A 17,771-nucleotide genomic window follows, 5' to 3' on the forward strand; every position below is an offset into this window, starting at 1 on the left:
CTCGGAGCGTGGTGGGTCTGCCGTTCGTCCGGGCTGCGGCGCTGGGGCGCCGGTCCCGGCCGAGCGGCAGACCACAGACGACAGGACTCGCGGACAGCAGAAGGCCCCGCGCATCGTCCAACCGGGAACGGTGACGCACGGGGCCGGTCCGGCCGATCGCGGGAGCATGCTCGGACCGCGACCGGCCGGGGTTTCTCGGGTCGAAGCGGTCAGGCAGCCGTCGAGGTGTGGCGGGCGCTCCCCGCCTCTTGCATTGAGGTCTCGGCATGCGTCGGCATCTCTGCCGCGAAGCCCGACACGATCAGTTCCGCCAGGATCAGGGCCGCTTCGGGCCGTACGACGCCGAGGCGTACCAGGCCGTCGCCCGAGACGTTCACGTCGGCCGTGAGGCCGGGGAAGTCCGGATCCAGGCCCAGAGCGGTCAGTTGCGCGGCCAGCTCGTCAGCACCGCGTCGAGCCTGCGCCCAGCCTCGGACGTACGGCACGCCAGGCACCAGGTTCTCTGCACGCTTGGCTACGACTCCCCGTCGATCGGTCATTTCGTCAGTCCTCGGTCCTCGGTAGCTCTGTCGCTGGTCTCTTCAAGTCGCTGCAGCCCCGCGGCAAGCGCCAGCCGCAGCAGTTCCGCCAGGCGTTCCGCGGTGGCCGGTGAGACGCGGCCCAACTCGACCAGGCCATGCCCGAACGCGTTCAAGTCGGCTCGCAGGTAAGGGAAGTCCTTCTCCAGGCCGGCACGAAGCAGGGCGTCCCGGAGGGCAGTCGTGGCGTTGCGTGCGGCGTACCAGTCGTCAGTATCCAGAGGTGACCAGGTCGCAGCGTCATGCCGGTGGGTGGGGTCATCCCGCATCGGTCGGAGTCCCCTCGAAGATGGGGAGGACGAGGGCAGCCGCAGACGGGTAGCGCTCGCCGTACCGGTCCACGCGGGTGAGCAGTTCGGCGGAGGCAACCAACATGGTGGCCAAAGCGACCGGACGCAGCGGGTTGGCGATGGGGCGTCGAGTCGGTGCCCGGAGCCACTGGTATCGGTCGCCGCTCATGGGCATCGGTCCCGGGACGACGACCACCGAGCCGTGACCCAGGTAGCGGTACGTGGGGGGCGTGCCGTCTTCCTGGGCGAGGTAGTGAACGAAGGTCTCCTGACTCCGCGAGCCGAGGAGGAAACCCACTCGCCGGGCCTTGTAGTCGAGCACCACCGGGCCGAACGGCAGTCCCCGGTGCAGAAGTTGGTCAAAGGTCTCCATGCCGACCCGCTGTTCGACCGTCACCACATCGAAGAAACGGCCGGCCGCCAGCGCGTACGGTGCACGTGCGTCGTCCGCCCAGGTCGCCCGGCATCCGGCCGGATCGTCGGCCGCCGCAGAGAGCCATTCGACGCCTCTTGTGGTCATCCTCTGCACGTCATCTCACCTCGGTCAGTCTCATTCGCGGCCGCAATGCCGCTCTGCCTCCAGACTCACGTTCGCCACCCTGGTCAGGGCAGATGACGAGGGGTGACGGGGGATGACGCGTTACGCGTGGACGTGTCATCCCCCGTCGTTGGTCAATCGCCGCCGATCTGCGACTACTTGGAGCATCGGGCCATGAACCGCGCGTACATTCGGTCGTACGGCCTCAGAGTCGTGCGCCCCAGTGGCCGCACCAGTTCACTCACCGGGAGAGGACGGTCACGTCTTCGATGGAATCGACCAGCGTTCGCTTACGGCAGGCCCGTACGGATCGCGGGTGGAGTCAGCCGCGATTGGTGCGCGAGCTGCGTCACGCTGCGGCGCGCCGTGGCCATCAGCTCCCGGCGGACGCCAGCGTCAAGCGCCGTATTGCCAGTTGGGAGAACGGCCACAGCGTTCCTGACGACTTCTACGGGCCGCTCCTGTGCGAGGCGTACAGCCTCAGTGCAGCCGAGCTCGGGCTGAACCACGAGGGCGGACGGGATACGTCGCTCATGGACGTCAGCTATCCAGCGAGTCCCGACGACGCGATCGAAGCCGTTGGCCAGCTGTGGCGTGCCGATCTCAACCGGTACGAACCTCTCTTACAAGCCGAGCCGTCCGAGCCTGCATGGAACGAAGCGTCCCTCCGATGGCTCGTGGCGCCCGAGCCGGCCGTTCCCCGGCAGCGCCGGGAGGGAATCCGTGTTGGCCTCGGAGACGTGGCCGCCATCAAGACCACCGCGGACATGTTCGCCGAACTGGACGACCGGTTCGGCGGCGACCACGCACGGCATGCGGCGATCCAGTACCTCAGCACCGAAGTCGCGCCGCTCCTTCGCGGTCAGTACACCGAACAGGTTGGCCGAGCCCTACTCTCCACCGTGGCGGAGGCAACCCTCCTCGCTGGCTGGATGTCCTACGACGCCTGCCGCCACGGCTTGGCACAGCGGTATTTCCTCCAGGCTCTCCGGCTGGCCCAGGACGCCAGCGACCGTCGGCTCGCCGGAAGCATCCTGTCGGCCATGAGCCACCAGGCGACGTTCCTCGGTCGCTTCACGCAGGCCGCGACGCTCGCCCGCGCGGCTCTCATGGGTATCTCTCCGGTGGCCACACCCACGCTTCGCGCGCAGTTCCACGCCATGGAAGCCCGCGCTCTTGCCCGGACCGGGGATGTGCGAGCCTGCGAAGCCGCCCTGAGCGCGGCCACGAAAGCGCTGGAGAGCCGGAACACCGACGACGAGCCCGAATGGATCAGCTACTTCGACGAGGCGGAGCTCGCCGCGGAGGCCGCCCACTGCTTCCGTGACGTCAACAGCGCCCGGCAAGCCGTCGCCCATGCCGAGAACGCAATGAGTGGCAACCACGTGCGGAGCGACTTCTTCGCGACCATGGTGCTCGCCGACGCCCACCTACGTGCCGGAGACATCGAGGAGGCTTGCCGCGTGGCACTCGATGCGCTTGACCTGGGCGAGCAGCTCAAGTCGGCACGATGCGTCAGCTACCTGGTCGAGTTCCGGCAGGGTCTCGCAGCGGCCGGCGACAGCGCGGACGTCCAGACGTTCACCGAGCAGGTCACAGAGCACAGGCTGTGGATAGCCTCGGCCGATCACGCCGGTCTCTGAGCACAGGTCGCGGCGCCTTCAGAACGGGCCCCACTCGTCCCGGCCCTCCCCCGTGCGGAGAGAGCGCACTCGCCGAGCGAATTCGGCGGCAGACCGTTCACTCGTCGCGACCTGGTGGCCGAGCCAGGCAACCATCATCAGCTCACGTAGGTCAGCCAGCGTTTCGTAGCCCGGCCAGTTCATCAGGTCGAAGCCGTACCGGTGCACGAACTCGGCGTACTCCGCCTTGGTGTGCCAGCCGTACCTGTCGTAGAACATCGCCGTCTGAACCAAGTCCCACTCACGTGGAGCGAGGGCGAAGCCGTCCAGGTCGATGAGCACCGCGTGCCCGTCCCGATGACGGAGGATATTCCCGATACTGGCGTCACCGTGGATCATGCCGAAGGGAAGTACGAAGTCCAGCCGGTCGTAATCCTTGGCGAGGCTCCCGGCTCGCTCCTCCAGGAACGTTCGGTCCTCCCCTGAGATGCCGTCCAGCCCTTCGAGCGACGCCGCCAGCTTGGCCAGCGGATCGAAGTACGGCAGGCCCAGGAACTCAGGTTCTTCGAGCCAGTGCAAGCGGCGCAGGAGGTCGGCCAGCTCACCGACCGTCGCGTACTCCTCGTTGTCCTGGACGCTCTCCCAGAAGGTGGCCACCAGGCCGCCGGTGACGAGCGGTTGAGCGATCGATGCCGGCACGCACGTGGCCGGGAAGTCCTGTTCCTCAAGCCACCGGGCCACGCCCACAGCCCGTTCCATCTCTGCAAGAACCGCCGGATCACGCGCGATGCGGACGATGACGGGTAACGACGTGAGGCGGTAGACCGCGTTCGATCCAAGTCGCAGCAACTCGGCGCCACGGTGGTCGAGTCCGGCAGTCGCGCATGCCTCCCGGAGGACAGGCTCCAGGCCCTCCGCCGTGAACTCCGTGCCGCCGCTGCCCGAGATCATGCTTCGACGATACGGCCCGCGCCGACCGCCCGACAGACCACCCGCGTAATAGGGGCGTGATGACCTTGCTCGGCACTCGCCCGATCAGAGCGTCCGCCGCAGGTCAGAGCAGCAAAGGCCCCGCGGTCTCACCTGGGCTCCGGAGCCGTGTGCGCAGGTTCGAATCCTGCCGGGGGCACCCCTTATGAGGTGCCCGAAGACCCCGTCACCAGCGGAACCGCTGAGGCCGGGGTCTTCGTGGTGGTGCAGGCGGATACAGCCTCAAGTGAGTCCATGTCGACGTCCGGGGACGAGGCGTGGAGGGGATCTTGGGGCATTGCCGCTGGTAGGTTCCAGGTAGAAGCGAAACCCGCAGTGAGGCATGTCTAAGGGGAGAGGTCCGAGCTCTTTGGGGCCTAGGCATCCTGCGCCCCCCGTGCCGGGTGGTACGGAATCGACGTGGTGCGGTGAGCGTCCTCCCTCGTGCCCTCACGCCGACGCGCGCTTGCGCGGAGCCGTCTTCTTCGTGGCGGTCTTCGTGGCGGATTTCGTGGCGGATTTCGTGGCGGTCTTCTTCGTCGGCCTGGAGGCTTCCGCGGCTTCGGGCCGTTTCGTCGTGGTTCCGGCCGTCGACTTCGCGGTCGGCTTCGTGGCTCGGTTCTCCGTCGGCGGCTTCGACGACGTCGGCTTCGTCGTCGACTTTCTCGGTGGCGTCTTCTTCGCCGCCGTCTTCTTCGCGGCGGACGTCGACTTCTTGCCGCCGACCTCCTTCGGTGCCGTACGGTTCGGCGCCCGTGTGCCGGACGGCAGCGTGGTGACCTCGGCGTCCTCGCCCGTCCCGTCGGCCTCCTCGCCGCGCGACTCCTTGGCCGCGCGCACGCTCTTCTCCAGGGCCGCCATCAGGTCCAGCACCTTGCCGCCGGCCTTCTCCCCGGAGGGGGCCGCGGGTGTCTCGTGGCCCTCGGCCTTGGCGGTGACGAGTTCCTCGACGGCCTCGCGGTAGTCGTCGTGCAGGTCTTCGAGGTCGACCTCGCCAAGGGTGTCCATCAGGGCGTCGGCCAGGTCGAGTTCCTTGTCGCGGACCTTGATCGTGGTGTCCGGGGCGACCTCGTCGGTGGCGCGGATCTCGTCCGGCCAGAGCAGGCCGTGCATGGCGATGACGTCGTCCACGACGCGCAGCATCCCGAGCCGCTCCCGGCCGCGCAGCGCGAACTTCGCCACGGCGACCTTCTGGCTCCGCTTGAGTGCCTCGCGCAGCAGGACGTACGGCTTGGCGGCCGGAACGCCGTTCGCGGCCAGGTAGTACGCCGTGTCCATCTGGAGCGGGTCGATCCGGTCGGCCGGGACGAAGGCCACGATCTCGATGGTCCGGGTGGTCGGGATGGGCAGCGAGGCCAGGTCCTCGTCCGTGATCGGGATCAGGGTGCCGTCCGCGTCCTCGTAGGCCTTGCCGATCTCCGCGGCCGAGACCTCGTTGTCCTCCAGCTCGCAGACCTTGCGGTAGCGGATGCGGCCGCCGTCGTCCAGGTGGATCTGGCGGAAGGAGATCGCGTGGTTCTCGGTGGCGTTCACGACCTTGATGGGGATGCTCACCAGGCCGAAGGAGATGGCGCCGTTCCATATGGATCGCACGTGCAGCACCCTTTCGGTAACTTTGAGCAAGGTCTGTGCTGTTTTCGTGGGATTGTCATCGTATGACGCCGATCACGGAGGTGGAGGGCAGGAGGCTCGCGCTCACCAATCTCGACAAGGTCCTCCACCCGGCCACCGGCTTCACCAAGGGCGAGGTGCTCCACTACTACGCCACGGTCGCGGACGTGCTCCTCCCCCATCTGCGGGACCGGCCGGTCTCCTTCCTGCGCTATCCCGACGGTCCCGACGGGCAGGTCTTCTTCACCAAGAACGTTCCGCCCGGTACGCCCGCCTGGGTCACCACCGCCGAGGTTCCGCGCACCGAGGGGCCCGCGCGCATGGTCCTCGTCCAGGATCTGGCCTCGCTCATGTGGGCGGCGAACCTCGTGACGGAGTTCCATACGCCGCAGTGGACGATCGGCACGCCCGGGATCGCCGACCGGATCGTCCTCGACCTCGATCCGGGGGCGCCGGCGACAGTCGTCGAGTGCTGCGAGGTGGCGTTGTGGCTGCGCGAGCGGCTGGCCGCCGACGGGATCGAGGCGTACGCGAAGTCGTCCGGGGCGAAGGGGCTGCATCTGCTCGCCGCGGTCGCGCCGACGCCGTCCGCCGACGTCAGCGCGTACGCGAAGGGGCTGGCCGTCGAGGCGGAGAAGGCGCTGCCCCGGCAGGTCGTGCACCGGATGACGCGGAACCTGCGGCCGGGAAAGGTGTTCGTCGACTGGAGCCAGAACGCCGGCCGCAAGACGACCGCCACTCCCTACACGCTACGGGCCCGGGAGGAGCCGACGGTGTCCGCGCCGGTGACGTGGGAGGAGGTCGAGGAATGCGGTTCGCCTGCCCAACTGGCCTTCCAGGCAACGGACATCGCGTCCCGGATCCAGGACTTCGGCGATCTCCTGGCTCCGCTGTTCGACCCGGAGCGCGCCGGGCCGTTGCCCTGAGGGGCCGCAGAGGCTGAGGGGCCGCAAGGCCTGAGGGGCCGCAGAGGCTGAGGGGCGCGGGGCGGGCCCCCCGTTGCCTTGAAGGCCGTGGGGCGGGCGCCCCGTTCCGGTTCAGACCCGCAGCCAGGTGTGCCGGTCGCGGGCCATCGCGTGCAGGGCCTCCACGTCGGCCGGCTTGAGCACCCCGCCGAGCCGTGCCAGGCCCGCCAGGTCGGTGTCCCTCAGGACGCGGACCTCCCTCGCGGGCGCCGGGATGTCGAGGCGGGCGGGGCCGACCACGGCGAGCACGGCACGGACCTGAGCGGTCAGGGCATGGGACGCGCGGTCCGCGTCCGCACGGACCCGGCGGAGCAGTGGGCGTGACTCGCGGCGGCCGACGGTGACCATCGGGTCGGCGACCAGGACGCGCTGTTTGTGGGCGTGAAGGGCGTACAGACAGAAGAGGCCGGCGGGGCCGATCACCAGATGGTGGATGCGGTCGCCGCCCGGGAGCGGGATCGAATGCAGGGTGTGCCACCCGCCTCCCTCGAGCCGGTCGATGGCCGCGCCGACGGTCTGCTCGGCGGTGAGCGCACGCCTGCGCGGGTCGGGGCGCAGCCGGCGCGCCGGGCCCGGGTCGCGGTCGAGGTCGATCACCAGGGCCTCGCCGGGTCGGTTCGGCGCGAGGTCGTCGTCCGGGTGGAGGGCCAGACGGGCCAGCTCGGCCGGCGTCGGGACGGGCGGCGGTCCGATCGTCACCGGGCCGGTCAGGAACGGGCCCAGGACGCCGAGCACGTCCTCGCGCCGGTCCTCGCTGAGCAGATTGACCCTGGCCGTGTCACGGTCGTACCAGGCGACGCTTCTGCCGTCGGTCAGGCAGACGTACAGGCGCTCCTGGCCGTGCCGCCGGGCCGGTACGACGCGCAGTCCGTTCATGCACCATCACCCCATGACCATGGGAACAGGCGGGGTGCTCCGTGGGCAAGAACCCGGTTACCTTTGGCAGGAGTTGGGGCAGTTGGTGGGGAGGCGCCGTTGCGAACTCGCAGAAGGTATCCGGACGTTCCGTCCCCGGACAGCCCGTGGAGTGAGATCGTGCCCGGCCTGTGGATGGGCGGGCACGAGTTCGCGGGGCGTTCGGGGCAACCGCAATCCGCCGTCGTACACGATGAGTTCGACCTGGTCCTGACGCTGCTGCGGCAGCCGGGACACGGACCCGACCCGGGAGTCGAGCACCATGTGTGGCCGATCCCGGACGGACCGCTGGACGGTACGCACATCACCGGAGTCATGCGCCTCGCGCGGGCCGCGGACGACGCGCTGGAGGACGGGCGCCGGGTGCTCGTCCGCTGCCATCACGGGTACAACCGCTCGGGGCTGGTCGTCGCGCACGCACTCGTCCTGGCGGGTCATACCGCCGACGACGCGATACGCCTGATCCGGGCCCGGCGCTCGCCCTGGGCTCTGCACAACGAGCTGTTCGTGGAGTATCTGCGGGCCGGGCTCCCCACGGCACGGCTTCTCGAAGAGCTCGCGGAGTAGGAGCCAGGGGCAGGGAGCAAGGGGCAGCGGGCAAGGAGCAAGGGGTAGAGGTCAAGGGTCAGTGGCCAGGAGCCGGGGGCAGGGGGTAAGCGGCGCGGACAGAGGCCGGGGCCTCGCTCGGCGAGAGAGGAACGGGTGAGGAGAGGGGCCGGATGCCGTGGCCGTTCATGCGGGCAAAAGAGATTTCTGTATGAATAAGGAGCACGGGTCGGCCGGCCGTCCCGGGTCGTGCCCGGTCGTCCGGGGCGTGCCCGGCCTCGGCGGTCACCCCGCGGACGGCATCCTTTCCTTCGCCGGTCTCGTGCGGTAGCGGCGCTCCGGCGCCCGCGGACGGGGCGGCCCGGACCCGGGAGCGCAGTGATCCACAGCGTCCTCGTGCGAGGGCCCGGAGGGAGCGGTCATGGCGTCCGCCGTACCGTCGTCGCCGTCGCCGTCCTGGCCACGGCGCTGGCGGGCTGCGGCGACTCCGGGGATCTGCACGGCGCAGGGGCGACCCCCACCGCGGTCGGGCCGACCAGGCTGTGGCCGCGGTTGCCGCCCGCGTCGACGCCCGCGACCGACTACGGCGAGGCGGACACCGAGACGGTCAAGGGCGTCACGGCTCCCGGCGACGACATCCGGGCCCTCGATCCGGTCGCGGTCGTGCGTGCCGAGGTCGCGGCCCATCCGGACGAGTACAGCGGGCCGCACGCGGCGTACGCCGAGACGGCCCGGCACCTCCAGGACTGCGGGCAGCCCGGTGCGCGGGGCGGGAAGTGCCCAGTCCTGCGGGCGTACTACCGCGATCTCACCGGCGACGGGAAGGCCGACATGGCGCTCGGCATCCGCTTCCCCGCCCACCAGTTGGCGGTACGGGTGTACACGTTCCTCGGCCACCGGCTGGTGCAGGTCATGGGGACCGCGGACAGCGTGGCCAGCGTGGAGCTGGCGGGCCGCGAGGTGATCATCCGCTCGCCCTCGACCCTGCCGGGATACGAGTTCCGTACGGTCTGGTCCTGGGACCCGCACCAGAACGCGATGCTGGCGACCCGCGACGAGATCCTGCGGGTCGGACCGCCGACGCGGGCGGGGGCGCCCTCCCCGGCGCGAGGCCCTTCGGCACCGCAGCCCACCCCGGCCCGAGTCCCTTCGGCAGAGCAGCCTGCCCCGGCGCCATCCCTGTCCACGCGGCAGGCGTCCCCGGCGCCATCCCCGTACGCGCGGCAGGCACCCCCGGCGAGACCCCCGTACGCACGACAAACGCCCCCGTCGCCGTCCCGCTCCGTACGGCCGCCCTCCCTCGCACTCCCTCCGCCCTCCCCCACGGCGCTCTCCCCGTCCGCGAGCGCCTCGTGAGACCGTCCCTGCGTCTGCCGCGCTGGACCGCCACCCTCACCTGGAAGGCGGCCGCGTTCATCGCGGTGATGTGCTGCTGTCTCGTCGCCCTTCTCGGCGCCCTCGTGCATGTGTCGGTGACCGACCAGACCGTCGGCGAGGCGCGCGACCGCGCGCTCGGCCGGCTCGCCGACGTCACCGCGGCCTACGCGGCGGGCGACCGGCTGCCGCCGGACGCGGGCATCGATCCTCCCGGGCTGCCCCCGCGGCTGCGGGAGCTGGCGGTGGACGGGAAGCGGGGCACGATGGTCGGCGAGCACGACGCCCACCCCACGATGTGGGCGGCCGGGCCCACCGGCGGAGGGCGGGCGCTGGCCGTCCGGTTCGACTACGCCCAGGGCGCGCACGCCATCGACGCCCTGGACCGGGCGATCGTGTGGTCGTCGGCCCTGGCGATCGGCGTGACCCTGCTGGTGGGGGTGTTCGCGGTGACCCGGGTGACACGCCGGCTGCACGCGACGGCCCGGGTGGCGCGGCGGATCAGCGCGGGTGACCTGGACGCGCGCGTCAACGACCCGCGCGCCCAGGATCCGACGCGGCCTCAGGACGAGGTGGCCGCGGTCGCGGGCGCGCTCGACACGATGGCGTCCTCGTTGCAGGGCAAGCTGCTGAGCGAGCAGCGGTTCACGGCGGACGTGGCCCACGAGCTGCGCACTCCGCTGACCGGGCTGCACGCGGCGGCCGAACTGCTCCCGCCGGGCCGGCCGACGGAGCTGGTGCGCGACCGGGTGGCCACGCTGCGCACCCTCACCGAGGACCTGCTGGAGATCTCCCGGCTGGACGCCCGTACCGAGCGTCTGGAGCTGGACTCGGAACCGCTGGTGCCGCTGGCCGAACGGGTGGTGCGCGCGTCGGGGACCGACACGGAGGTCCGGGTGGTGCGGGGCACGCGGGTCGAGACGGACCGGCGGCGGCTGGAGCGGGTGCTCGGGAACCTGGTGGCGAACGCCCACAAGCACGGCAGGGTGCCGGTGGTGCTGACCCTGGACGGCCCGGTCGTCACCGTAAGGGACCACGGAGACGGTTACCCCGGCTACCTCCTGGAGCACGGTCCGCAGCGCTTCCGTACCGAGGGCGGCGCGCAGGGCCATGGGCTCGGCCTGACGATCGCGCTCGGTCAGGCCGAGGTCCTGGGTGCGCGTCTGGAGTTCGCCGACGCCCCGGACGGAGGAGCGGTCGCGACACTGACACTCTCTCAGGACGGACGGAGGGAGCCGGGCGTCTCCGATGGCGGAGTGTGAACTGCGTTCCCCGGCTCCCGATCCTAATGTGGCGATAAGTCAGCTTCGCCCCCTTCCTGGAGGAGCCCTCCATGTCCCTGCGGTCCACATACACCCGAATCGGTATGGCCCTCGCCGCCGGCAGCCTCGTCGCCCTCGCCGGTGCCACTCCCGCCCTCGCCGACGGCGACGGCGGCAACGGAAGCGGCGACAACCACCAGTGGAGCAACGGCGCCGGCGGCCACCAGTCGAACAACGGAGGCGGCGACGGCCGGGAGCAGGGCACCGGCAGCGGCGGCCACTCGTGGAACAACGGCGGCGGCGGAGGCGGAGGCGGGGGCAACCAGACGGGCAACCAGACGTGGAACAACGGCAGTGGCGGCACCCACAGCTGGAACAACGGCGGTGGTGACGGTGGCGGTGGCGGCAACACGTGGAACAACGGCGGCGGTGGTGGCGGTGCCGGCCGTCAACCGGCGAACGGCAACGGCAACGGCAACGGCAACGGCAACGGGAGGGGTGACGGCGCCGCCCAGAGCAACCCGCGTCTGTACCAGGGCCGGATCACCGCTCGCGGCGGGCTGGCCCTGCGCAGCTCCCCGACTCGCGGCAGCCAGCTGATCCGGGTCGCGCGGCAGGGGGAGATCGTCTCCATCTTCTGCAAGACCTCGGGCGAGACCGTCGACCGCAACCCGCTCTGGTACCTCCTCACGGACGGCACCTGGGCCTGGGGCGCCGCCCGGTACATCGACAACATCGGTCCGTCCCCGCGCTGGTGCTGACCTCCCGACTGCGAACGGGACCGGCCGGTTCGACACGACATCACCTGCCCATCGGACCGGCCGGTTCGGCGTGGCGTGCGCACCGGACCGGCCGGTTCGACATCACCTACGCGCCGCACCCGGCCTGCTCGCCATTCGCACAAGCACCGGACCGGCCCCTTGATCACCGCATACGGACCAGACCGGCCGGTTCATCACCGCATAACGGGACATCGGGTCGCCCGCTTGCTACGTTCCGGACATGATCCTGCCCGGAATGTCCGGAACGGCCGTGGCGGCGGACCCGGCCCCTCCCGCTGAACGCCTGCCCAGGCGCCGTGGGATCGAGCTCACCCTCATCGTCGTCGCCGTCCTGCTCTGCGTGTACGGCTACTGCGCCGTCGGTCTCGCCAAGCACGGCACCGTTCCGCCCGGCGCCGCCGGTTACGGCGCCGGGCTCGGCGTGCTCGCGCTCCTCGCCCATGTCGCCGTCCGCATCCGGGCCCCGTACGCCGATCCGCTGCTGCTGCCCATCGCCGTCCTGCTCAACGGGCTGGGCCTGGTGCTGATCTACCGACTCGACCTGGAGACCCCGGACGACCAGGCGGCGCCCATCCAGCTCATCTGGTCGACGCTCGGCGTCGCGCTCTTCATCGCCGTCGTGCTCTGTCTGCGCGACCACCGGGTCCTCCAGCGCTACACCTACGTCTCGGTGGTCGGCGCGCTGGCCCTGCTCGTCCTGCCGATCTTCTTCCCGGCGGTGAACGGTGCCCGCATCTGGATCAGGATCGCCGGATTCTCCATCCAGCCGGGCGAGTTCGCGAAAGTCCTGCTCGCCGTCTTCTTCGCCGGCTACCTCGCCGCCAACCGCAACGCCCTCGCCTACAGCGGCCGCCGGATCTGGCGGTTCCGGCGGCTCCAGCTGCCCACCGGCCGCGTACTCGGCCCGATCGTGGCGATCTGGCTGCTCAGCGTCCTGGTCCTGATCCTGGAGCGGGACCTCGGAACCTCGCTGCTCTTCTTCGGCCTGTTCGTGATCCTGCTCTACGTCGCCACCGGCCGCACCGGATGGATCGCGGTCGGGCTGCTGCTCGCCTGCGTCGGCGCGGTCGCCGTCGGCCGTCTCGAACCGCATGTGCACAGCCGGGTGCAGGACTGGCTGGACCCCTTCGCCTCGATCACCGCGGGCCAGGGACCCAACCAACTCGCCCAGTCCCTCTTCGCGTTCGCGGCCGGCGGGATGCTCGGCACCGGTCTCGGGCTCGGCCATTCGGTGCTCATCGGCTTCGCCGCCAAGTCCGACTTCATCCTGGCCACCGCGGGCGAGGAACTCGGACTGATCGGCCTGTCCGCCGTCTTCCTCCTCTACGCGCTCCTCGTCGAGCGCGGCTACCGCGCGGGCCTCGCGCTGCGCGACCCCTTCGGCCGGCTGCTCTCGGTCGGCCTCGCCTCGATCATGGCCCTTCAGGTCTTCGTCATCGCGGGAGGCGTGACCGGACTGATCCCGCTGACGGGCATGGCGATGCCGTTCCTCGCTCAGGGCGGCTCCTCGGTCGTCACCAACTGGATCATCGTGGCCCTGCTGATCCGGATCAGCGACTGCGCCCGCGGTCAGTACGACGGGACACCGGCGCCATGACCAAGTACATCCGCCGGGCCGTCGGACTGTGCGCCGTGCTGCTCGTGGCGCTCCTCGTCAACGCCGCCCGCGTCCAGGTCGTACAGGCGCCGTCGTACGACGGCAATCCCGCCAACCGCCGTCCGGCGATCGCCCGTTACGGGCAGCCGCGCGGAGACATCGTCGTCGACGGCCGGACGGTCACCGGCTCCAGGGACACCGGCGAGCTGTTCCGCTACGAACGGACCTACCTGGACGGCCCGTTGTACGCGCCCGTCACCGGCTTCGCCTCGCAGCTGTACGGGAGCACGCTGCTGGAGGGCACCGAGGACGGTGTCCTGTCCGGCACCGACCCGATGCTCGCCCCGATGCCCCTGCTGAACGGTCTCACCCGGGCCCGCGGTCCCGGCGGCAGAGTCGTCACCACTCTCGACCCGGCGGCGCAGCGCGCCGCCTTCGAGGGGCTCGGTTCCCGCCGGGGCGCGGTCGCGGCGATCGAGCCGTCCACCGGCCGGATCCTGGCCCTGGTCTCCACCCCTTCCTACGATCCCGGGGAGCTGTCCGGGACGGGGCCGGCCGCGTCCAGGGCGTGGGCGCGGCTGAACGGCCAGGACGACAAGCCGATGCTCAACCGGGCGATCCGGCAGACGTATCCGCCGGGATCCACGTTCAAGGTGCTGACCGCCGCGGCGGCGCTGGACTCGGGCGCCGTGGACGACATGGACGCGCCGACCAGGTCGCCGGACCCGTACCGGCTCCCCGGCACCACGACGAGGCTCACGAACGAGACCGAGGGCTGCGAGGACGCCTCCCTGCGGTACGCCTTCACCTGGTCCTGCAACACGGTCTTCGCGAAGCTGGGCGTGGACGTCGGGCTCGACGACATGACGAGGACGGCGGCGGGCTTCGGCTTCAACGACCGCAAGCTGCGCATCCCCTTCTCGGTGGCGCCCAGCAACTTCGACCTGCGGCTCGACAGGGCCCAGTTGGCGCTCTCCTCCATCGGGCAGTTCGACACCCGGGCGACTCCGCTCCAGATGGCGATGATCTCGGCGGCCGTCGCGGGAGACGGGTCGGTCAAGACGCCGTATCTGGTGGAGCGGACGACCACGCGCGGCGGCGGGACGCTGACCACGACCGGGCCGCGGATCCTTCATCAGGCGATGAGCGCGGCGACGGCGCAGCGTATGCGCGAGCTGATGACCGACGTGGTGGAGAAGGGCACCGGAACCGTGGCCGCCATCCCCGGCGCCACCGTCGGCGGGAAGACCGGCACCGCCCAGCACGGCATCGGCAACTCCGGTACGCCGTATGCCTGGTTCATCTCCTGGGCCCGCGCCGACGACTCCCTCGAACCCGCTGTGGCCGTCGCGGTGGTCGTCGAGGACGCGGCGGCCGACCGGGGGGACATCACGGGGGGCGGGTTCGCGGGGCCGATCGCCCGGGCGGTGATGGAAGCGGTGCTGGGCTCGTGACGGGGCTTCTCGCGGTCCGGTCTCGGTTCGGCTCCCGGTCCGATCTTGATCCGGCTCGCGGTCCGGTCTCGGTTCGGATCGGCTCGCGGTCCGGCTTCGGCTCTCACTTCGTGAGACAGGGGCGGCGGCCGTCCCTGTGCCGACCTACCGTTCGGCCATGACTTCGTCGACAGCCTCGTTCGAGCTCGCCCAGGTCAACATCGCCCGCCTCAAAGCACCTTTGGATTCACCTCAGTTGAAAGGCTTCGTGGAAGCCCTCGATCCTGTGAACGCCGTCGCGGACGACGCGGACGGATTCGTCTGGCGCCTTCAGGACGACTCCGGCGACGCCACGGACATCCGCGTCCTCGGCGACGAATGGCTGATCGTCAACATGTCCTCCTGGCGCGACACGAACGCGCTGACGGCGTTCATGTACCAGGGCCGGCACCGCGAGCTGATGGCCAGGCGCCGGTGGGGGTTCCCCCTGCTCGAGCGAAGCCGAGAGCTCGGGGGAGGTTCGAGCGGCTGGAGGAGGCGGTGACCACTCTGTGGTGGGTCCCGGCCGGCCACCGTCCCACGGTCGCGGAGGCCGAGGCCCGCCTGCTGCACCTCCGCGAACACGGCCCCACCCCATACGCGTTCACCCTCCGGGCATCCTTCCCGACGGGGGCGGCGGGCCCGTCCTAGTCCTGCGGTCCGGATGTCCGGGCGGTCGGCGTGGTGGCGGTCGTGGTCCTCCCTTCGTCGATCAGGTTCCCGACCTCCGCCACGCGTTCCCGTTCCTCTGCCGCGAAGCGCTGTGCGTCCAGCTGGTCGGCCAGTTCTTCGTCCTGGGTCATCAGGAGGTCCAGGTTGGAATTGCCCATGTCGAAGACACCCATGTCCACGTAGGCGCGCTGGAGGCGTTCGCCCCACAGGCCTATGTCCTTGACGCACGGGACGATGCGGCTGAAGAGCAACTGGCGGAAGAGGTGCAGGAATTCGGAGTTCTCGCTGAACTCCTCGGCCTCCGCCTTCGGGATGCCGAAGTTTTCCAGGACCTCGTCCCCGCGCAGCCTGTCCCGCATCAAGTAGCAGCCCTCGATGACGAATTCCTCGCGTTCGCGGAGTTCGGCGTCGGAGAGCTGCCTGTAGTAGTCGCGCAGGGCCATGCGGCCGAAGGCGACATGGCGGGCCTCGTCCTGCATCACGTACGACAGGATCTGCTTCGGCAGCGGCTTGTCGGTGGTGTCCCTGATCAGCCCGAAGGCCGCCAGGGCCAGCCCCTCGATCAGTACCTGCATGCCCAGGTAGGGCATATCCCATCGCGCGTCGCGGAGGGTGTCGCCGAGAAGGGACTGGAGGCTGTCGTTGACCGGGTAGAGCATCCCGATCTTCTCGTGCAGGAAGCGGGCGTAGACCTCCGCGTGCCGGGCCTCGTCCATGGTCTGAGTGGCCGAGTAGAACTTGGCGTCGAGGTCGGGGACCGATTCCACGATCCGCGCCGCGCAGACCATCGCGCCCTGTTCGCCGTGCAGGAACTGGCTGAACTGCCAGGCGGTGTAGTGCTTGCGCAGTTCACCCTTGTCGCGGTCGGTCATCTTCGCCCAGTACGGGGTGCCGTACAGGGTCAGCGCCTCGTCGGGAGTGCCCAGCGGATCGGCGGGGTCGACCTCCAGGCCCCAGTCGATGCGTTTCTGGCCGTCCCACTGCTTGTCCTTGCCCTTCTGATAGAGGGCGAGCAGCCGGTCACGACCGTCGTCGTACTCCCAGCTGAAGCGGGCCGCTCCCGAGGCCGGTATCTGCCAGAGGGGATCTCCCGAGTCCGCGGCGTACAGCTCATGCGTCGGCATACTTCGCAGGCTCACACGGAGTAGACGCGTCGTCAACAAGTCCGGCACAAGGGATTGACGAGCTTGCTGACAAGCAGTCTCATAAGTTGTGACCGCCGGTAACTTCTGAAGTGATCCCGTACGACGAGGTGGGAACAGCCATGACGACGGTGCCCGAAGCCGATGTGCTCCGTGACGCGCTCGGTCTGCTCAAGGACCGGGAGCAGGTGGCCGAGCGCCTCCTCGACTCCTCCGCCAAGCACTCCTTCGACCCCGACAAGGAGCTCGACTGGGACGCGCCCTTCGAGGAGGGCAAGTGGTTCTGGCCGCCCGAGCTGGTGTCGCTGTTCGACACCCCGCTGTGGCGGCGGATGAGCGAGGAGCAGCGGATCGCGCTGTCGCAGCACGAGGCGGCGGCGCTGGCCTCGCTGGGCATCTGGTTCGAGATCATCCTGATGCAGCTGCTGGTGCGGCACATCTATGACAAGGCTGCGACGAGCGCGCACGTGCGGTACGCGCTGACCGAGATCGAGGACGAGTGCCGGCACTCGAAGATGTTCGCGCGGCTGATCACGCGTGGGGGCACGCCGTACTACCCCGTGAGCCGGGCGCATCTGAATCTGGGACGGGTGTTCAAGACCATCTCGACCACTCCTGGCTCCTTCACGGCGACGCTGCTCGGTGAGGAGATCCTCGACTGGATGCAGCGGCTGACGTTCCCGGACGAGCGGGTGCAGACCCTCGTCCGGGGGGTCACGCGGATCCACGTGGTCGAGGAGGCTCGGCATGTCCGTTACGCCCGGGAGGAGTTGCGGCGCCAGATGCTGACCGCTCCGCGGTGGTCACAGGAGTTCACCCGGGTCACCTCGGGCGAGTTCGCCCGGGTGTTCTCGGTGGCGTTCATCAATCCCGAGGTCTACACCAACGTCGGGCTCGACAAGCGCGAGGCGCTGGCCCAGGTGAAGGCCAGTGGGCATCGGCGGGACGTGATGCAGACCGGGGCCAAGAAGCTGACGGACTTCCTGGACGAGATCGGGGTGCTGCGGGGGGCGGGGCGGCGGCTGTGGAAGTCGTCTGGGCTGCTGGCCTGAGACGGGCCGGCGTCCGGCATCCGGCACCCGACGTCCCCGACCGTCCCCGGTGTCCGTGCGGCGTCCGTGCGGCGTCCGTGCGACATCCGTCCCGCGTCCGTCCCGCGTCCGTGCGGCGGGCTCGGGGCGGATTCGGGCCGGATTCGGTCGGGGCTTCGGGGCGGGTAGCGCTCGGTCCAGGGCGCAGACGCTCCCGGGGGGCGGGGCCGCGCCGGTGCATCCGCCCGCATCCGAACGGATCCCACCGGGGTCTCACAGTTTGCGTGGGTGATGATCCGTCCGGCCTGCGGGCATTTGATGTACCGGCACGGCCCCTCGCGTCGTACGGCGGCTGCGGGTGGTCGGGGGCTTGGGCCTCGCCGGGGCTGGAGGGCATGCGCGTGT

General features: G+C 70.2%; 16 protein-coding genes and 1 pseudogene. 10 read left to right on the forward strand and 7 right to left on the reverse strand.

Annotated features, from left to right (window positions below; all coding sequences use genetic code 11):
* Positions 1-209: 209 nt before the first annotated feature.
* Genes ABZV42_RS18420 through ABZV42_RS18430 form a run of 3 tightly spaced genes read right to left on the reverse strand, consistent with a single transcriptional unit; the run spans position 210 to position 1,388 of the window.
* A complete protein-coding gene (locus tag ABZV42_RS18420) occupies positions 210-539 on the reverse strand; it encodes a hypothetical protein (protein ID WP_356052702.1) in 330 nt (109 codons plus the stop codon).
* On the reverse strand, positions 536-847 hold the full coding sequence (locus tag ABZV42_RS18425) for a hypothetical protein (protein ID WP_356052704.1): 312 nt from the start codon (positions 845-847) through the stop codon (positions 536-538). Before ABZV42_RS18425 ends, ABZV42_RS18420 begins: the two co-directional genes overlap by 4 nt.
* Positions 837-1,388 (reverse strand): bifunctional DNA primase/polymerase, encoded by a 552-nt coding sequence (locus tag ABZV42_RS18430; RefSeq protein WP_356052706.1) that lies wholly within the window; start codon positions 1,386-1,388, stop codon positions 837-839. Before ABZV42_RS18430 ends, ABZV42_RS18425 begins: the two co-directional genes overlap by 11 nt.
* 287 nt (positions 1,389-1,675) lie before the next feature.
* Between ABZV42_RS18430 and ABZV42_RS18435 the strand changes: the two genes are divergently transcribed.
* Positions 1,676-3,049, forward strand: coding sequence for a hypothetical protein (locus ABZV42_RS18435; protein WP_356052708.1), 1,374 nt, complete (start codon positions 1,676-1,678; stop codon positions 3,047-3,049).
* A gap of 18 nt (positions 3,050-3,067) precedes the next feature.
* Here ABZV42_RS18435 and ABZV42_RS18440 read toward each other — a convergent pair whose 3' ends face one another.
* Both ABZV42_RS18440 and ABZV42_RS18445 read right to left on the reverse strand, forming a co-directional pair.
* Positions 3,068-3,979 (reverse strand): aminoglycoside phosphotransferase family protein, encoded by a 912-nt coding sequence (locus ABZV42_RS18440; RefSeq protein WP_356052710.1) that lies wholly within the window; start codon positions 3,977-3,979, stop codon positions 3,068-3,070.
* Positions 3,980-4,447: 468 nt separating this feature from the next.
* Positions 4,448-5,590, reverse strand: a complete 1,143-nt coding sequence (locus ABZV42_RS18445; RefSeq protein WP_356052712.1) for a Ku protein — start codon at positions 5,588-5,590, stop codon at positions 4,448-4,450.
* Positions 5,591-5,652: 62 nt separating this feature from the next.
* On the opposite strand from ABZV42_RS18445, the gene ligD reads away from it, so the two are divergent.
* Entirely contained in the window at positions 5,653-6,534 is an 882-nt protein-coding gene (gene ligD, locus ABZV42_RS18450; protein ID WP_355981453.1) for a non-homologous end-joining DNA ligase, read from the forward strand.
* 111 nt (positions 6,535-6,645) lie between these two features.
* Here ligD and ABZV42_RS18455 read toward each other — a convergent pair whose 3' ends face one another.
* On the reverse strand, positions 6,646-7,449 hold the full coding sequence (locus ABZV42_RS18455) for a nuclease-related domain-containing protein (protein WP_355981451.1): 804 nt from the start codon (positions 7,447-7,449) through the stop codon (positions 6,646-6,648).
* A 99-nt stretch (positions 7,450-7,548) separates the two neighbouring features.
* On the opposite strand from ABZV42_RS18455, the gene ABZV42_RS18460 reads away from it, so the two are divergent.
* The 7 genes and pseudogenes from ABZV42_RS18460 (at position 7,549) to ABZV42_RS18490 (ending at position 15,172) form a co-directional block, all read left to right on the forward strand.
* The gene (locus ABZV42_RS18460; RefSeq protein WP_355981448.1) at positions 7,549-8,055 is read left to right on the forward strand and encodes a dual specificity protein phosphatase family protein; all 507 of its coding nucleotides are present in this window, start codon (positions 7,549-7,551) and stop codon (positions 8,053-8,055) included.
* Between the two features lie 357 nt (positions 8,056-8,412).
* A complete protein-coding gene (locus tag ABZV42_RS18465; protein ID WP_355981446.1) occupies positions 8,413-9,390 on the forward strand; it encodes a hypothetical protein in 978 nt (325 codons plus the stop codon).
* A 68-nt stretch (positions 9,391-9,458) separates the two neighbouring features.
* Complete coding sequence (locus ABZV42_RS18470) at positions 9,459-10,670, forward strand: ATP-binding protein (RefSeq protein ID WP_356052836.1); 1,212 nt, start codon at positions 9,459-9,461, stop codon at positions 10,668-10,670.
* 71 nt (positions 10,671-10,741) lie between these two features.
* Positions 10,742-11,431, forward strand: coding sequence for an SH3 domain-containing protein (locus ABZV42_RS18475; RefSeq protein ID WP_356052714.1), 690 nt, complete (start codon positions 10,742-10,744; stop codon positions 11,429-11,431).
* Positions 11,432-11,672: 241 nt separating this feature from the next.
* A complete protein-coding gene (locus tag ABZV42_RS18480; RefSeq protein ID WP_355981441.1) occupies positions 11,673-13,049 on the forward strand; it encodes an FtsW/RodA/SpoVE family cell cycle protein in 1,377 nt (458 codons plus the stop codon).
* Entirely contained in the window at positions 13,046-14,503 is a 1,458-nt protein-coding gene (locus tag ABZV42_RS18485) for a penicillin-binding transpeptidase domain-containing protein (protein WP_355981438.1), read from the forward strand. Before ABZV42_RS18480 ends, ABZV42_RS18485 begins: the two co-directional genes overlap by 4 nt.
* A 157-nt stretch (positions 14,504-14,660) precedes the next feature.
* Positions 14,661-15,172 (forward strand): annotated as a pseudogene (locus tag ABZV42_RS18490) (DUF3291 domain-containing protein).
* On the opposite strand, the gene ABZV42_RS18495 reads toward ABZV42_RS18490, so the two are convergent.
* Positions 15,169-16,317 carry a ferritin-like domain-containing protein gene (locus ABZV42_RS18495; protein ID WP_356052716.1) on the reverse strand — a complete coding sequence of 383 codons (1,149 nt, stop codon included), beginning with the start codon at positions 16,315-16,317 and terminating at the stop codon, positions 15,169-15,171. The pseudogene ABZV42_RS18490 and the gene ABZV42_RS18495 sit on opposite strands and share 4 nt — an antisense overlap.
* A gap of 140 nt (positions 16,318-16,457) precedes the next feature.
* Here ABZV42_RS18495 and ABZV42_RS18500 point away from each other — a divergent pair, with 140 nt between their 5' ends.
* Positions 16,458-17,387, forward strand: a complete 930-nt coding sequence (locus ABZV42_RS18500; protein WP_356052718.1) for a diiron oxygenase — start codon at positions 16,458-16,460, stop codon at positions 17,385-17,387.
* The last annotated feature ends 384 nt before the right edge of the window (positions 17,388-17,771 follow it).

Origin of the sequence: Streptomyces sp. NPDC005281, from assembly GCF_040607495.1 — a bacterium.
Classification (GTDB): Bacteria; Actinomycetota; Actinomycetes; order Streptomycetales; family Streptomycetaceae; genus Streptomyces.

Bases quoted from the DNA above. Each gene is read 5' to 3' on its own strand.
- ABZV42_RS18420 (WP_356052702.1), bottom strand. From the start codon at position 539: ATGACCGATCGACGGGGAGTCGTAGCCAAGCGTGCAGAGAACCTGGTG.
- ABZV42_RS18425 (WP_356052704.1), bottom strand. From the start codon at position 847: ATGCGGGATGACCCCACCCACCGGCATGACGCTGCGACCTGGTCACCT.
- ABZV42_RS18430 (WP_356052706.1), bottom strand. From the start codon at position 1,388: ATGACCACAAGAGGCGTCGAATGGCTCTCTGCGGCGGCCGACGATCCG.
- ABZV42_RS18435 (WP_356052708.1), top strand. From the start codon at position 1,676: ATGGAATCGACCAGCGTTCGCTTACGGCAGGCCCGTACGGATCGCGGG.
- ABZV42_RS18440 (WP_356052710.1), bottom strand. From the start codon at position 3,979: ATGATCTCGGGCAGCGGCGGCACGGAGTTCACGGCGGAGGGCCTGGAG.
- ligD (WP_355981453.1), top strand. From the start codon at position 5,653: ATGACGCCGATCACGGAGGTGGAGGGCAGGAGGCTCGCGCTCACCAAT.
- ABZV42_RS18455 (WP_355981451.1), bottom strand. From the start codon at position 7,449: ATGAACGGACTGCGCGTCGTACCGGCCCGGCGGCACGGCCAGGAGCGC.
- ABZV42_RS18470 (WP_356052836.1), top strand. From the start codon at position 9,459: ATGTGCTGCTGTCTCGTCGCCCTTCTCGGCGCCCTCGTGCATGTGTCG.
- ABZV42_RS18475 (WP_356052714.1), top strand. From the start codon at position 10,742: ATGTCCCTGCGGTCCACATACACCCGAATCGGTATGGCCCTCGCCGCC.
- ABZV42_RS18480 (WP_355981441.1), top strand. From the start codon at position 11,673: ATGATCCTGCCCGGAATGTCCGGAACGGCCGTGGCGGCGGACCCGGCC.
- ABZV42_RS18485 (WP_355981438.1), top strand. From the start codon at position 13,046: ATGACCAAGTACATCCGCCGGGCCGTCGGACTGTGCGCCGTGCTGCTC.
- ABZV42_RS18495 (WP_356052716.1), bottom strand. From the start codon at position 16,317: ATGCCGACGCATGAGCTGTACGCCGCGGACTCGGGAGATCCCCTCTGG.
- ABZV42_RS18500 (WP_356052718.1), top strand. From the start codon at position 16,458: ATGACGACGGTGCCCGAAGCCGATGTGCTCCGTGACGCGCTCGGTCTG.